The organism is Algibacter sp. 2305UL17-15 (assembly GCF_040720935.1).
Taxonomy (GTDB): Bacteria; Bacteroidota; Bacteroidia; order Flavobacteriales; family Flavobacteriaceae; genus Jejuia.
Map to the genome: position 1 here is coordinate 56,523 of NZ_JBFDAE010000012.1, position 16,560 is coordinate 73,082.

Annotated in this window: 12 protein-coding genes; 7 read left to right on the forward strand and 5 right to left on the reverse strand. The window is 35.8% G+C overall.

Annotation, left to right across the window (positions count from 1 at the left end; all coding sequences use genetic code 11):
• Window positions 1-8: 8 nt before the first annotated feature.
• The 4 genes from ABXQ82_RS13520 to ABXQ82_RS13535 all read right to left on the reverse strand — a co-directional run bounded on the left by ABXQ82_RS13520 (window position 9) and on the right by ABXQ82_RS13535 (window position 1,906).
• Window positions 9-296: an EF-hand domain-containing protein gene (locus ABXQ82_RS13520; protein ID WP_367060620.1), complete on the reverse strand. Its 288-nt coding sequence runs from the start codon at window positions 294-296 to the stop codon at window positions 9-11.
• A 124-nt stretch (window positions 297-420) separates the two neighbouring features.
• Window positions 421-963 (reverse strand): hypothetical protein, encoded by a 543-nt coding sequence (locus tag ABXQ82_RS13525; RefSeq protein ID WP_367060623.1) that lies wholly within the window; start codon window positions 961-963, stop codon window positions 421-423.
• A gap of 2 nt (window positions 964-965) precedes the next feature.
• Entirely contained in the window at window positions 966-1,289 is a 324-nt protein-coding gene (locus ABXQ82_RS13530) for a hypothetical protein (protein ID WP_367060626.1), read from the reverse strand.
• 38 nt (window positions 1,290-1,327) lie between these two features.
• Window positions 1,328-1,906 carry an RNA polymerase sigma factor gene (locus ABXQ82_RS13535; RefSeq protein WP_367060629.1) on the reverse strand — a complete coding sequence of 193 codons (579 nt, stop codon included), beginning with the start codon at window positions 1,904-1,906 and terminating at the stop codon, window positions 1,328-1,330.
• A 421-nt stretch (window positions 1,907-2,327) separates the two neighbouring features.
• Here ABXQ82_RS13535 and ABXQ82_RS13540 point away from each other — a divergent pair, with 421 nt between their 5' ends.
• The 7 genes from ABXQ82_RS13540 (at window position 2,328) to purL (ending at window position 15,179) form a co-directional block, all read left to right on the forward strand.
• Window positions 2,328-3,542, forward strand: a complete 1,215-nt coding sequence (locus ABXQ82_RS13540) for a methyltransferase domain-containing protein (RefSeq protein WP_367060632.1) — start codon at window positions 2,328-2,330, stop codon at window positions 3,540-3,542.
• Window positions 3,543-3,644: 102 nt separating this feature from the next.
• Window positions 3,645-4,505, forward strand: a complete 861-nt coding sequence (locus ABXQ82_RS13545) for a fructosamine kinase family protein (protein ID WP_367060635.1) — start codon at window positions 3,645-3,647, stop codon at window positions 4,503-4,505.
• 343 nt (window positions 4,506-4,848) lie between these two features.
• Window positions 4,849-5,271, forward strand: coding sequence for a hypothetical protein (locus ABXQ82_RS13550; protein ID WP_367060637.1), 423 nt, complete (start codon window positions 4,849-4,851; stop codon window positions 5,269-5,271).
• A 986-nt stretch (window positions 5,272-6,257) separates the two neighbouring features.
• Window positions 6,258-8,879 (forward strand): glucosidase, encoded by a 2,622-nt coding sequence (locus ABXQ82_RS13555; protein ID WP_367060640.1) that lies wholly within the window; start codon window positions 6,258-6,260, stop codon window positions 8,877-8,879.
• A 259-nt stretch (window positions 8,880-9,138) separates the two neighbouring features.
• Window positions 9,139-10,464 carry an ATP-binding protein gene (locus ABXQ82_RS13560; protein WP_367060642.1) on the forward strand — a complete coding sequence of 442 codons (1,326 nt, stop codon included), beginning with the start codon at window positions 9,139-9,141 and terminating at the stop codon, window positions 10,462-10,464.
• Entirely contained in the window at window positions 10,454-11,152 is a 699-nt protein-coding gene (locus tag ABXQ82_RS13565; protein ID WP_367060645.1) for an RloB family protein, read from the forward strand. Before ABXQ82_RS13560 ends, ABXQ82_RS13565 begins: the two co-directional genes overlap by 11 nt.
• Before the next feature lie 286 nt (window positions 11,153-11,438).
• The gene (gene purL, locus ABXQ82_RS13570) at window positions 11,439-15,179 is read left to right on the forward strand and encodes a phosphoribosylformylglycinamidine synthase (protein ID WP_367060647.1); all 3,741 of its coding nucleotides are present in this window, start codon (window positions 11,439-11,441) and stop codon (window positions 15,177-15,179) included.
• A 101-nt stretch (window positions 15,180-15,280) separates the two neighbouring features.
• Here the strand turns inward: purL and ABXQ82_RS13575 are convergent, their stop codons facing one another.
• Window positions 15,281-16,549 carry an OFA family MFS transporter gene (locus ABXQ82_RS13575; RefSeq protein WP_367060650.1) on the reverse strand — a complete coding sequence of 423 codons (1,269 nt, stop codon included), beginning with the start codon at window positions 16,547-16,549 and terminating at the stop codon, window positions 15,281-15,283.
• Window positions 16,550-16,560 lie beyond the last annotated feature (11 nt).

The window sequence follows — 16,560 nt, forward strand, 5'->3', positions numbered from 1 at the left end:
GTTTTTTTCTAGTTTCTTTCTCTTCTTTTTGGCTTAGGAGCTTTCTTTAATTCCTCTTCTGTAATAAATCCATCTTCATCAGCATCAACTTCATCAAAATTCTTTTTTAAAGGGCCTTTTACTTCTTTCTTTGATAATTTGCCATCTTCGTTGGCATCCATCTTTTCTAGTAATTGTTCAAAAGTTGGACGCTCCTTTCTATCGCCTTTGTTTTCTGATTGTCCAAAAGAACTATTTGCCACAAAACATGTTACTCCTAAAATCAATAGTACGATCCTCAATTTTTCTCGTTTCATTAGTATAAATTTTATTGTTATGAGTTTTTAGATGCTTTACTATTTTTAAACTTGTGGACGCAACTGTTAAAAAACTCATAAATAAAAAAGACGCTCTGAACTGAGCGTCTTTAACATTTTAATCTTATTGATTTGGGCGTGGCGGTGGCCAAATGCCATCCCTGTTTTCAGGTCTAGGGAGTCTATCACCATCTGGTCTATTTCCATGAGGAGGCCCCTGTTCCCTGCCCCCACGCCTGAGTGCATCTTGAATAATTTTTCCAAACTTTTCTTTTTGGCTGTCATTGCATAATTCCTGAACTTGCTTAAAATGACGGTACACTTCCAAATCCTTGGTCGCTTCTAAATCTCCAATCAATGAAGCTATAGAATCCCGATTAATATGTTCCGAAGCCGTATCGGACAAACCACCAAAAAACACATCTTTAAGCTCCCGAATGTCATCAGAAATTCCACGGATTTTTTGCCGATGTTCACGAGTCAATGCCCTAAACTGTTCCTTTTGTATATCATCAAAACCAAGCTCTTTAACCAAAAAAGTTCCTGGAGGTCTATGTTCATTAGTTTGTTGCTTGGTTTCACCTCTGCCTAAATAATTATAAAGAAAAAAGGCATTTACCACAATCAAAAAAATGAGTAAAATATATAAGGGTAAATTTTTTCGCATAATTAATTGTTTAAAATTAAGCTGTAATCTTCACTTTCGGACAAGCCATAAGATGTGGCAAATTCACTTACATTTTCCTCATAATCGGAAGCCGTTTCCAATTTAGTAAACGCAATTACGTTCAAAATCACCACACAAGCTAAAGTGGCCAATTGCAATTGGGGCGTAAACCAAGCCCATATTGTATTTTGCGTCTCCTTATTTTCTGCAAATAAAACGTTCATGGTTTTATCCTTAAAAAAAGGAGACACGTTAACTTCCTTAATGTTATCCAAAACATTTAAGGTCTCGTCAATTTGTTGTTGTAGGTTGTTATTTGTTTCCATATCAAATATTTAGATGCACTAAGTTTATAAAACTTGCGTCAGTTTTCATTTTTATAAAAATTTTCCAGAAGTTTCTGTAAATTCTTTTTCGCCCGAAACATCAAAGACTCCACCGAACTGACACTTTTCTCCGTAATATCACTAATCTCTTGGTAACTTTTCCCGTCCACTTTATGCAAGGTAAACACCACCTTTTGAGCTTCGGGCAACTGATTTATCGCATAAAACAAAGTTTCACTTTTCTCCTTATTTTCCAAAATAATTCCTGGATGATTCATCTCCGTAAAGTAGCTCGTCTTATCCACAGGAATCGCGTTCCCCGTAATCGATTGCATAAACCCAAACCGCTTTTTCGTATTGCGTTTTCTAATAAATTCCAAACACTTATTGGTCGTAATTCGGTAAATCCAAGTCGATAATTTCGAATTCCCTTTAAACTTCCCAATGGAATTAAACACCTCTACAAACACCTCCTGCGCAATATCCTCCGCATCCTCTTTGTTGGGCACAAACGAAATACAAGTCGCAAACACCTTCTGCTGAAAATCATCCAACAACCTCCCATACGCATTCGCATTATGGTTTTTAAGTCCCGCTATAAATTCGTGTTCCGTCAAATATTAAAATTAAACTTGTACAAGTTTAGATGCTTGAAAAAATAAAAACTTGTGCTTGGTAATTATTTTTTGGGCGTTACCCTATCGGGTCAGGCTTTCCGTTACAAGTCCTCGCGCCTCCTACGTCGGGCTGTGGGCTATCCACTTCAATCCTTAACGCGACAAGTCCGCAAAAGCAATTTCTAAAAACAAAGTTAAACCCAATCCGCAAGAGTTAGCAATGTAATAAAAAAAAGCCTCCCCTAACCCCTCCTTCGGAGGGGAAACTCATTAGCAAATCAAACCCCATATTATGAGATGTCCACTGCCCTTGACATGACAAAACGCTCCAATTCATCACAAATAACCACACGTTTTTAAACCCACAAACAAATCAAAAATCCAACATTAAAACGTACCTTTGCACCCTCAATAAAACACCATGCGATTACACAGAAACCTCTGCTTTGCAGTTATAGACGGATTAACCCTAATCTTCAACGAAGGTAAATACGCCGATAAAGTCATACAACAACTCTTGAAGCGCGACAAACGTTGGGGCGCACGAGACAGAGGCTTCGTTGCCGAAACCACATACGACATTGTACGCTGGAAACGGCTATACGCAGAAATAGCAGAAGTAAAAGAACCTTTTGATCGTGATAACCTATGGCGCATGTTTGCCGTTTGGGCAACCCTAAATGGCATCACATTACCAGACTGGAAATATTTCGAAAACACTCCAACGCGAAAAATAAAAGGCCGTTTTGATGAGCTTTCAAAAGTTAGAAAACTAAGAGAATCCATTCCAGATTGGATGGACGACATTGGTTTGTCCGAATTAGGCGAAACCAAATGGACCAAAGAAATAGCAATGCAAAACCAACAAGCAGACGTTATTTTAAGAACCAACACCTTAAAAACCACAAAGGAAAATTTACAGAATATACTATCTGACGAAGGCATAGAAACCGAATTCATAAAAGGTTACAACTCTGCATTAAAACTTGTAGAACGTGCCAACGTTTTTGTAACTGATGCCTTTAAAAAAGGCTATTTTGAAGTGCAAGATGCCTCCTCACAATTGGTAGCCGATTACTTAGATGTAAAACCAGGCATGAAAGTGGTAGATACTTGTGCAGGCGCAGGCGGAAAAACATTGCACGTTGCGTCTTTAATGGAAAACAAAGGACAAATTGTTGCCATGGACATTTACGAAAGTAAGCTCAAAAAATTAAAAATAAGAGCCAGACGTAACGGTGTACATAATGTCGATTTAAAAGTGATTGACTCTACAAAACCCATCAAAAAATTATACGATAAGGCAGACCGTGTGTTGATTGACGCCCCATGTTCAGGTTTAGGCGTTCTTCGCCGCAACCCCGATGCCAAATGGAAATTAGCACCAGAGTTTTTAGACAAAATTAGAGGCGTGCAACAGGATGTTTTGCAACAATACTCCAAAATGGTAAAAACAGGAGGTAAATTAGTTTATGCTACATGCTCCGTATTACCATCCGAAAATCAAAAGCAAGTGGAAGCCTTTTTAAAATCTGAAGCAGGTGCTAATTTTGAGTTTGTAAAAGATAAAAAAGTGTTGGCTCACGAAAGTGGATTTGATGGGTTTTATATGGCTCTTTTGGAAAGAAAAGGTTAATACCTTGTCAATCTGAACTTGTTACAGAATCTTTTAAACTTACAAATAAAATGAGAACCTGAAACAAGTTCAGATTGACGAAAATATGGCTATTTTTAAATCATGAATACTGATTTTAAAATATACTTATCAGATTTACTAAGCGAATCCTTTACCAATATAAGTATTGTAAGCGGTGGCGACATCTCCCAAGCCTACCGCATTGAAACAGCAAACAACAGTTACTTTTTAAAACTAAACAGCGCTCCAGATGCATTAACCATGTTTCAAACCGAAGCTTACGGATTACAAACTATAGCCAAAACCAACACCATAAAAACACCAAACGTTTTAGGTTGCGATAGTTTTGAGAATTCAGCGTTTTTATTGCTGGAGTTTATCGAATCTAAATCACCCTCGGCCAAGGATTATAAAAATCTTGGTGAGCAATTGGCACGACTACACCAATGTACTTCTGAGAATTTCGGGTTAGATCAAGATAATTTTATTGGTCGCTTACCACAAAGCAATACTAAGCATAATACCTGGGAGGATTTTTATACATACGAGCGCTTACTACCCCAATTAGATCTAGCCAAACAAAAGGGCTTGCTTAAAAGTTTGGAATGCCCAAACATAGAACACATAAAAAAACAACTTAAACCTCTTTTTGAAAACATCAAACCCGCTTTACTCCATGGTGATTTATGGAGTGGTAATTATTTAATTTCGTTGGATGGTAAGCCTTATTTGGTTGACCCTTCTTTGTATTACGGACATTATGAGGTTGATATTGCAATGAGTAAATTATTTGGCGGTTTTGGCAGTTCGTTTTACGAGTCTTACCATAGAGATTTTCCTGTTGAAGAACAGACTTCAGCAAGAATAGAAATTTATCAACTGTATTATTTGTTGGTGCATTTGAATATGTTTGGGCGGTCGTATTATGGTTCGGTGGTTTCTATTTTAAATAAGTATTTTTGATACGTTCTGTCATTCCTAAACAAGTAGGAATCAAAACAATTTAAAAAATGATCCAATCTAAACATGGCTTTAAAAGTAATAGCCATAAGAGAGTAAATCTATTCCCCAATGGCTATCAGGACGTATCTCTATCTGTTATCTAACCCAAAAATAGTGCCTTGCAGTTTGTGATACACCGCCTTGATAAAAATCAGTCCCAAGACTGATGAAGATCATTTTTTCTGTTTTTTTTAATCATTACCTTTAATTTAATAAATGTACTATGGTGCATTAAATCATTAATTTAAAACACCCGGTTATGACTATTAGAAATAAATTCTCAATCGATCTTTCGAATTATTTAATGGTGTTTGTCCTGTTATGTGGGAGCTTACTAATAAGCAGCTGTGTTAAGCAGTCGCGTGGATTTGCATTGCCTGAAGGCGATATTGAACAGGGAAAAGCGACCTATAAGAGATTGGTATGTTATGAATGTCATAGTATTCCAAATATTGAATGGAAAGGCGGAAACGATAATCTAAAAATACATCTTGGTGGCGAAGTAACAGCTCCAAAAACCTATGGAGAACTGGTTACTTCAGTAATTAATCCTTCTCACAAAATCGCATCATTCTACAATCAAAAAACCTCTACCGAAGGAGGCCTTTCAAAGATGAAGAATTACAATGAAATTATGACTGTTCAGGAACTTATTGATCTTGTTACTTTTCTTCAATCAGAATATCAAGTGGTATCACCACCAACCTCATACACTCCTTATTATTGAGTGCTTAAGGAACGCGTAAAAATAAGAGGGAAATCTATCTATATTTCAAACAAAATCAGAGAGGTTTTATTACTGCTTAAGGGTATTAAAGAGCCATATTCGAATAACTATTCTTTCAGATCATACCCTGCTGCCGCTAATCTGCGCTTAGTGGCATTACAAATCAAAACATGTCTTTTCCTAAAGTGGTTATATGCCTTCGCAGGAATGACAAAACCATTGGTTAAGCAAGGACCTTGGCGGATAGTTGCGTTAGAATTTTTATGGTTTAAGCAAGTGAATAGTTGTGCTTTTTTTATACATACCCAACTACTACAAGTTTGTAATTTCTGGCGTAAAAAATAATTAAAAATTTCACACCTCCCTTAATCCCTCCTTATTAGGAGGGAAACTGTAGCGTATGAGTTTCCCCTCCTGGGAGGGATTAAGGGGTGGGTCCAACAGAGCCCTTTTCAATATTTATTTACTAATTGAAGAATAAATTATTTGTTTAGCTGATTAGATAGAACTCAATTTTCAAGTACACAAAATGTTTACGGACTGGATACTGCCAACTGCTGACTGGTTTGCGTTAGGGATTGCAGCGGCATCCTTTTTTTTAAAACAATACCAAAACTGAGGCTTAGAACAAAGCTTATACAGATTGCCACGTCGCTCACTCCTCGCAATGACGTTAAAAAAAAGATATAGTGGAAAGCCCGACCCCTTTTCGGGGTAACGCCCAAATAATTAAAATTACAACCCATTTCTGCTTAAGTGTTGTTTTTAAGACTATCAGTTCAACAATTTTTACCCCTTTTTTTTGCGAGAAATAATAAAGCAGGCCATTAAAAAAATCAATTAGTCAATACTTTAAAACTTCATAACCATATTTTAACAATTAACGTTATTTTTGCACTAATCTCTATGAGAACAAGCACTTAACACAACATGAACTTGTTTTATAGGCTTACTAGTAAATTGCACATCTCTTATATATAAAATACATGATTCAAAAAGGTATAGAAGCACAACGATTAGCAGTTGCTGACACTTATAAAAACTGGAAAAAATGGGGACCTTATTTGGCCGAAAGACAATGGGGCACCGTACGAGAAGATTATAGCGAACACGGGGAATCTTGGGAGTTTATAGACCACGAAAAAGCCCGAAGTAACGCCTACCGTTGGGGAGAAGAAGGCATAGGTGGTTTTACCGATAATAAAGAAATTTTGTGTTTAGCACCTGCGTTTTGGAATGGTAAAGACCCCATTTTAAAGGAGCGTTTGTTTGGTTTGACCAACAACCAAGGAAACCATGGAGAGGACGTTAAGGAATTGTATTTCCACCAAGTGTCCTCGCCAACGCACTCGTATAGTAAATACCTCTATAAATATCCGCATGGTGCGTTTCCATATGGCGATTTGGTTAGTAAAAACAGAACGGGTCGGGATCAATTTGAATATGAATTATTAGACACGCCGGCATTTAAAAACAATGCCTATTTTGATTGTTATATTGAATATGCCAAAGCCGATATAGACGATATTTTAATGAAAGTTACGGTTGTAAACCGAGGTAAAAAGGCAGCCACTATTCATGTATTGCCACATCTTTGGTTTCGTAATTTCTGGAAACATAACACTCGACATACACGTCCGAACATAAAATCTGTTTCAGACTCTTCAGTAGTTTCCAAAAGTAAAAGAAATGGGAGCTATTATTTTTATAATGAAGGTGGCGAACAGTTGTTCTGTGACAACGAGACCAATAATAAGCTTATTTACAATTTTAAGAATGATGTTAAATATGTAAAAGATGGTATAAACGATCATGTGGTTAATGGAAAACCGACTGTAAATCCGAAAAAGAACGGCTCGAAAATGGCTGTTTGGCATAAATTCAAACTGAAAGCGGGCGAGGAAAAAACGGTAAAAGTACGTTTAAGTAAAAAGAAACTGGAAAATCCTTGGGTAGATTTTGATGCTATATTTCACGACAGAATTACAGAATGTGAGGAATTCTACAATGAAACTATAGCATCTGAAATTCCTGAAACCCACCAAGCTATTGCAAAAAGTGCGTTTTCTGGCTTATTATGGACCAAACAATTTTACTATAACGATGTGCATAAGTGGCTTTTTGGTGGTCCCGGAGAGAACAAGCCCCATCGATCTAACATGCGAAATTACGATTGGCAGCACTTGACCAACAGACATGTCATTTCTATGCCAGATAAATGGGAATATCCGTGGTATGCAGCTTGGGATTTGGCGTTTCATATGGCGTCGTTTGTAGAAGTAGATCCGTTTTTTGCCAAAGAACAATTGCTTTTGGTTTTAAAGGAAAACTACATGCATCCTAATGGACAAATTCCTGCTTACGAGTGGAATTTTAGTGATGTGAATCCGCCCGTACACTCGTATGCGGTTTGGAATGTTTATGAAAAAGACAAAAAATATACTGGTAAAGGTGATACTAAATTTCTAGAAAAAGCTTTCCAAAAACTACTTATCAATTTTACGTGGTGGGTCAATCAAAAAGATAAAAGTGGTACTAGCTTGTTTGAAGGTGGGTTTTTAGGATTGGATAATATTGGGGTGTTTGACCGTAACCATATGCCTCCAGGCATTGCAAGAATGCAACAAGCAGATGCCACCAGTTGGATGGCGATGTTTACGCTAAACATGTTACGCATGTCGTTCGAATTGGCAAAGACCAATAACATATATGAGGAATCGGCGGCAAAATTCTTTAGGCATTTCTTAAATATTGCTTCGGCAATGCATCATATCGGAAAAAAAGATATTTCGCTTTGGGACGATGAAGACAACTTCTACTATGATGTTGTTGAAATGGAAAACGGCACGACTGAAAGACTAAGAGTTCGCTCTCTAGTTGGTGTTATCCCAATGTTTGCAGCAGAGATTATGCATAAGGACCTATTTGAAGAATTACAGGATTTTAGGGATAGAGCAAACAAAATTATAAGAACCCGTCCAGATTTGGCATCGTTGATAACCAATTTAAACGCACCCAATGAAGATGGTAATTACCTGTTCGCCATTATGCGTGGTTTTAGGTTGGAGCACTTGCTAAAACGTTTATTGGATGAAGATGAATTCTTATCTGATTATGGAATTCGATCATTGTCCAAATACCATGAAAAACATCCTTTTGTGTTTCAACATCATGGGCATCATCAAATTCAATACGAATCTGGTGAGAGTCAATCGAATATGTTTGGAGGTAATTCTAACTGGCGTGGCCCTATTTGGATGCCGCTTAATTATATGATTATTCAGTCGTTACGTAAATATTATACATTTTATGGCGATGAATATCAATATGAATTCCCTACAGGTTCTGGTAAAAAACTGAACCTTAAGCAAATTGCAAACGAACTTACAAAACGATTGGTAAAATTATTTGAGGCTAATGGAGATGGTAAATTCCAATACCATTCTGATAATACGGACAAGCATTTTTCTAAAGATGAACATTTTAAAGACTTGCATTTGTTTTATGAGTTTTTTGATGGAGACAACGGTAAAGGTTTAGGTGCATCGCATCAAACAGGATGGACCGCCTTAATTGCTAATTTGATAATGGACATGGATGAAGATTGATTATAAAATTGTGTAATTGAAAGAATTAAAAAATCCTGATGGGCAACTATCAGGATTTTTTTGGTTTTGATTGTAGGAAAGATTGGTTGTATTTACAGAGTATATGTAACAAAAGCTACTGAATGTCAAGTTAGCTATAAGCCAATAAAACTCAAAATATATTTCATTTACAACTTATTTCAACTCAAAACATATCTTATTTTACATTTTACTAAAAAATAGTTTGTATTTTTGTAGCCTAATAAAGAAATTTAGGACTATGATTCTACAATTTTCAATAAAAAATTACAGAACTTTCAAAGAAAGTGCAGTTTTGAGTTTTATCGCATCTAATTACGATAAAGTTACTCGTGAAAATGAAAATATTTATTATAACGAAAAGTTTGGATTAAGGTTATTAAAAAGCGCCGTGGTTTATGGTGCAAATGCAAGTGGAAAAAGTAAGTTACTTGATGCGTTTGGGTTTATGAGACATTACGTCATAAATAGCTCTAAAGAAGGACAAAAGGGAGATAAAATTGATGTTCATCCTTTTAGACTTAATAGCGAAACTGAAAATCAACCTTCAGAGTTTGAGATAATCTTTATCCACAAAGATGTACAATACAGATATGGATTTGAAGCTACAAAAACTAAAGTTGTTTCAGAATGGTTATTTCATAAACCAAAGACTAAAGAAATTGAATTATTTTACAGAGATAATAATAAATTCGATACTCACGGAAGAAATTTTTCTAAAGGTAAAACCGTAATAAAAGAAGGACTAGTTAGAGACAATGCTCTTCTAGTTTCAGTTGCTGCACAATTTAATGATAAGACTTCGATCAATGTCCTTGATTGGTTTAAAAGATTAAAAACTCTTTCTGGGTTAAATGAATCCGGTTATCAAGGTTATACAATGAGTAAAACAGAAGATCCAATTCACAAAGCTAAAATTCTTGATTTACTTAAAGCGGCAGATTTAGGTATTAGAGATATTCAATTACAAAAATTAGATATAGACAAATTACCAAAGGATTTACCTAAGGAAATTAAGGATAAAATTCTTCGAGAGATTAATGACGAAAAAGCTGAATATATTTCGGATGTTATAACAACACACAAAAAGTATGATGCAAAAGGAAGACCTATTGATAATATAAGCTTTTCTCTTGATGACGATGAATCATCAGGTACTAGAAAATATTTTGCACTAACAGGTCCAATTTTAGATGTAATTGAAAATGGTTACACTCTTGTAATTGATGAATTGGACTCAAAACTTCATCCTAATTTAGTATGTAGAATTGTATCATTATTTAATTCTAATGAACTAAATAAAAAAAATGCTCAATTAATATTTAACACTCACGATACTAACCTTTTAAGTACTGGATTGTTTAGACGAGACCAAATTTGGTTTACCGATAAAAATAAATATGGGGAGGCTAAACTATATTCTCTAGCGGATTTCAAATCTGATGAAGTTAAAAAAAGTGAATCATTTGAAGATAATTATATAAGAGGAAAATATGGAGCAGTTCCTTTTTTAGGTTTTTTCGAAAATTTAAATAATATCCTTTTGCAGTATGAAAATGAAAAATAAAAGGGAGGAACAAATTGCGGCGAAAAAAAGACACAAAGAGCAATTAAAGAAAAAAAGAAAGATCGAACCAGACTTTGAAAGAGCAATACCAATTCTAACAGAAAAGCCTACAATTTTAATTGTATGCGAAGGAGAAAATACAGAACCCTCATATTTTAATCAATTTAGACTGTCTTCTGCTACTGTAAAACCTGTAGGAGAAGGATATAACACAATTTCATTAGTAAATAGAGCTATTCAACTTTCTAACGAAAAGAGTTATGGGCAAGTATGGTGTGTGTTCGATAAAGATGATTTTAGCGATAATGATTTCAACAATGCTATAATAATGGCAAAAGCTAATAATTTTGGAGTTGCTTATTCTAATCAAGCATTCGAATATTGGTTAATACTTCACTTTGATGATCATCAAGGTGGTGGTATGCATAGAAATGATTATGATGATAAAATAAATCAATTAATCAAACCATTTAAAATAGACTACGATGGCAAAAAAAGTAAATTCATTAATGAAGATTTCTTTGAACTGTTAAATGGCTATGATAAAAAAACTGATAAGAAAAGAGTGGATTTAGCAATATATAGAGCAGATAGAAATTATAAACAACACAACCATTCAAATCCTGCTAAAGAAGAATCTACAACAACAGTTTTTGAATTAGTAGAAGAGTTATTAAAACACGTTTAAAAACCCAGCAGGCAACATGCGGATATAACAAATAAAACTCCAATCAAAAACCCTGTTACAAATAAGCATGACTTAATGATAGCAGAGTTTCTATTTCACATAAAAATTCAAGTATTATTTCATTCCTGCGGACGATAGAAATCTCAGCAATTGAAATTTAGCAGAACAAACAACTGTTAAAAATCCTGTTAATAACCGCGTGCGCTTCGACATAAAAAAGCAACATCAAATCGTGAAAAAAGTGTATTTTTGCACTTTCTTTAAACATACACAAATCAATACATAAATGATTCATTTCTTTGGAAACGTAACCAGCAAAGTGTTTGCTGTTCAAACAACAAAAGAATTATCTAGCGAAACCATCTCTAAATTAACGTGGTTATTTGGCAATCAACCTAAAATAAATCAAGCATCTTTAGATGCTTTTTTTGTTGGCCCACGTGCTGCTATGATTACGCCTTGGAGTACTAATGCTGTGGAAATTACTCAAAATATGGGGATTTCTGATATTATCAGAATTGAGGAATTTGAAGCGGTTGCAGAGGATTTTTCGGATTTTGATCCTATGATTTCTGAAAAATTTGATGGATTGAATCAAGAGTCTTTCACCATCGATATTAAGCCAGAACCCATTTTAAATATTGAGGATATTGCAGCTTATAATGCGCAGGAAGGTTTATCGTTAAGCGATGAAGAAGTGGTGTATTTGGAAGGTGTGGCAAAGAAAATTGGTCGCCCATTAACCGATTCTGAAGTGTTTGGATTTTCCCAGGTGAATTCGGAGCATTGTCGCCATAAAATTTTCAACGGAACATTTGTAATTGATGGCGAAGAGCAACCTGTGTCGCTTTTTAGAATGATTCGGCAAACCTCGGAAGCTAATCCTAACGATATTGTTTCGGCATATAAAGATAATGTGGCTTTTGTAAAAGGTCCAAAAGTGGAACAATTTGCACCAAAACGTGCTGATGTTCCTGATTATTATACCACACAAGATTTTGATGCTGTGATTTCGCTGAAAGCGGAAACACATAATTTCCCAACTACTGTTGAGCCTTTTAATGGTGCTGCAACAGGTGCTGGTGGAGAAATTAGAGATAGACTTGCTGGCGGAAAAGGTTCGTTGCCATTAGCAGGAACTGCGGTTTATATGACGAGTTATTCGCGATTGGAAGAAAACCGCCCTTGGGAACAAAAATTTGAAGCTAGAGATTGGTTATACCAAACACCAATGGATATCCTGATAAAAGCGTCCAATGGTGCTTCAGATTTTGGAAATAAATTTGGGCAACCATTAATTTGTGGTTCGGTATTAACTTTTGAGCATAATGAAAATGCAGCGTCTAGCACCTCAAAACCGAGAAAATTAGGGTTTGATAAAGTGATAATGCAAGCTGGTGGCATTGGTTACGGCAAAGCAGAACAAGCTTTAAAAGACACACCAAAAACAGGTGATAAAATTGTAATTCTTGGTGGCGAAAATTATCGCATAGGCATGGGCGGCGCCGCGGTGTCATCTGCAGATACAGGAGAATTTGCTTCTGGAATTGAATTGAATGCGGTACAACGCTCTAACCCAGAAATGCAAAAACGTGCTGCGAATGCGGTTCGGGGGATGGTAGAAAGCGATGAGAATTTCATCGTATCTATTCACGATCATGGAGCTGGTGGCCATTTGAATTGTTTATCTGAACTTGTAGAAGATACTGGCGGAAAAATAAATCTAGACAAACTGCCTGTTGGCGATCCAACATTATCTGCAAAAGAAATTATTGGAAACGAATCTCAAGAACGCATGGGATTGGTTATTGCCGAAAAACATTTAGATACCCTACATAAAATAGCAGATAGAGAGCGTTCTCCAATTTATGATGTTGGAGAAGTGACTGGAAACGACAGATTTACTTTCGAGTCTGAAACCACAGGCGATAAACCTATGGATTTAGCCCTTGAAGATATGTTTGGCAGTTCGCCTAAAACTATTTTGACGGATAAAACTGTTGAACGGAATTATAAGAATTCAAGATATAAAACCAAAAACTTACACATCTATTTAGAACAAGTGTTACAACTGGAAGCTGTAGCCTGTAAAGATTGGTTAACAAATAAAGTTGACCGTTGCGTTGGTGGTAAAGTTGCCAAACAACAATGTGTAGGGCCGTTACAAATTCCGTTAAATAATGTGGGTGTTATGGCACTCGATTTTAAAGGAAAAGAAGGTATTGCGACGTCTATCGGCCACTCGCCTATTTCTGGTTTAATTCATCCAGAAGCAGGCAGTAGAAATTCTATTACTGAAGCGTTAACGAATATCATTTGGGCACCTTTAAAAGATAATTTAGCCTCAATTTCACTTTCTGCAAACTGGATGTGGCCTTGCAAAAACGAAGGCGAAGATGCACGTTTATACAAAGCTGTTAAAGCGATTTCAGAATTTTCAATTGATCTAGGCATCAATGTACCTACTGGAAAGGATTCGCTTTCCATGAAACAGAAATATAAAGATGATGAAGTTATTTCTCCTGGAACGGTTATTATTTCTGCTGCTGGGAATTGTAATGAAATTTCTAAAGTTGTAGAACCAGTTTTAAAACAAAACGGACAACACATCTACTATATTAATATCTCTCAAGATGATTTTAAATTAGGAGGAAGTTCATTCAACCAAGTTTTAAATACGATTGGAAATGAAGCTCCAGATGTAAAAAATTCAAGCTTTGTAAAAGACACTTTTAATACCATTCAAGATTTAATTAAAGCGGATAAAATTTCGTCTGGACACGATGTGGCTTCTGGTGGATTAATTACCACCTTATTAGAACTATGTTTTGCTGATGTCAACTTAGGTGCAGATTTGGATATCTCTGGATTGAACGAAGAAGATTCAATAAAAGTGTTGTTTGCTGAAAATTCAGGACTTGTTTTTCAAGGGGACGCTTTCATAGAAACTGTTTTAGCTGAAAATAATATTGAGTTTTTTAATATTGGAACTGCCAATGACTCTGGAAAGGTAAATATCAAAAACAATGAAGACAACTTTTCTTTTGATGTTTCTGAATTGAGAGATGTTTGGTATAAAACATCTTATTTATTAGACCAAAAACAAACCGCAAATGGTTTAGCAAAAGATAGATTTGATAATTACAAAAATCAACCTTTAAAATATACATTCCCAAAACATTTCACAGGAAAACTTAAAGATGTCATTGCGAGTGCAACGAAGCAATCTTCTGCTTCAAAGGATGAGATTACTTCGTCGCAAACTCCTCGTAATGACGGTAAGCGTCCAAAAGCAGCCATCCTTCGTGAAAAAGGTTCAAACTCCGAGCGCGAAATGGCAAACGCTATGTATTTAGCCGGTTTTGATGTGAAAGATGTACATATGACCGACTTAATTTCTGGTCGTGAAACTTTAGAAGATATTCAGTTTTTAGGAGCTGTTGGGGGTTTTTCTAACTCTGATGTTTTAGGGTCTGCAAAAGGTTGGGCAGGTGCTATTAAATATAATAAGAAAGCGAATAAGGTTATTAAGGATTTCTTCGCAAGAGAAGACACACTTTCAGTTGGAATTTGTAATGGTTGCCAATTATGGATGGAATTAGACCTCATTAATCCAGAGCATGAAGTCCATGGAAAAATGCATCATAACGAGTCGCATAAACACGAAAGCTCATTCACTTCAGTAAAAATTCAAGAGAATAATTCGGTAATGCTTTCAACACTAGCAGGAACTACTTTAGGGGTTTGGATTTCCCATGGCGAAGGCAAATTTAAACTACCATTTTCAGAAGACAACTATCAAATTGTAGCTAAATATGGTTATAACGGCTATCCGCATAATCCAAATGGTTCAGACTTTAACACCGCGATGATGTGTGATAAAACAGGTCGTCATTTAGTAACCATGCCACATATCGAGCGTTCTACGTTTCAATGGAATTGGGCGAATTATCCCGATGGTAGAAAAGATGAAGTGTCTCCTTGGTTGGAAGCTTTTGTGAATGCTCGTCTTTGGATTGAGAAGTAAAACACACCTCATCTAAAATAAAGAAAGCCCCGAAATAAATTAATTTATTTCGGGGCTTTCTGACTACTAAATAATTATGAAAAAGATTTTTAGTTTAACTTTTAAGCAATCTTCAATGCTTCAGCTTCTTCTTCGTCCATCTTCTTATAAGCTCTATTTATATTGCGCTTCATCAATAAGGACACAATTAAAGCGATAATAAATAATCCTGCAAAAACCTCTAGAGTGGTATCTAATGAACCTGTTGCATTTTTAACCATATCGTAAATAGTTGGCCCTACAACACCTGCTAATCCCCAAGATGCTAAGACCATGCCGTGAATGGCACCTAATTGTTTTGTTCCGAATAAATCTCCCAAAAACGCTGGCAAGGTTGCAAAACCCCCGCCATACATGGTTATTACCGTAAACAATACAATCAAGAAACTTAGCTCCATCGTCATTTTTGGTAAGAAGTAAAATGCTAAAATCTGGAATGCAAAAAACAGAATATAAGTGTTTGCACGTCCTAAATAATCAGATAATGTTGACCACATAATTCTACCCAAGCCATTAAAGACGCCAATAAAACCTACAATAGCCGCAGCCTCCATAGGTGTATAATTCAGTTTTTCTTGCATCATTGGGCTTGCGGCCGAAATAATAGCGATACCACACGCAATGTTTATAAACATCATAATCCAGATGTAATAAAAACGTGGTGTTTTTAAAGAGGCGTTAGCAGTAATGTTTGACATATCCTTTTTAATGGTCTTACCTTCCCCTGGTTTGAAACCATCTGGTAAATAACCTTCTGGAGGTCTTTCAATATATCTTGCAGAAGATAAAATTAAGACCATATAAATAAGTCCTAAGATGTAAAATGCATTTGAAACACCTACTGAATCAAAAAGTGATTGCATTACCGGACCGAATATTAAAGCTGCAAAACCAAAGCCCATAATTGCCATACCAGTAGCCAAACCACGTCTGTCTGGAAACCATTTCACTAAAGTACTTACTGGCGTGATGTAACCGAGACCTAACCCGATACCGCCTATAACACCGTAGCAAAGATAAAATAGCCATAACGACTCTAACTGAACCGCTAATCCAGAACCTAAGATACCAACACCGTAAAAAATACCTGCTGTTGTTCCACTTACTTTTGGCCCTACTTTTTCAACCCATCTACCTAAAAATGCTGCTGAAAGCCCTAATAATAAAATGGCTATTTTAAATGCCCATTTAATCACACTTCCATCAACATCAAAAATATCTTTAACGGGGTTGGTCATTACCGAATAAGCATATACTGAGCCTATTGAAATATGGATTCCCACCGCAGAAGCAGCTATAAGCCATCGGTTTTTTAGTTTTTGTGTTTTCATAATACGTATTG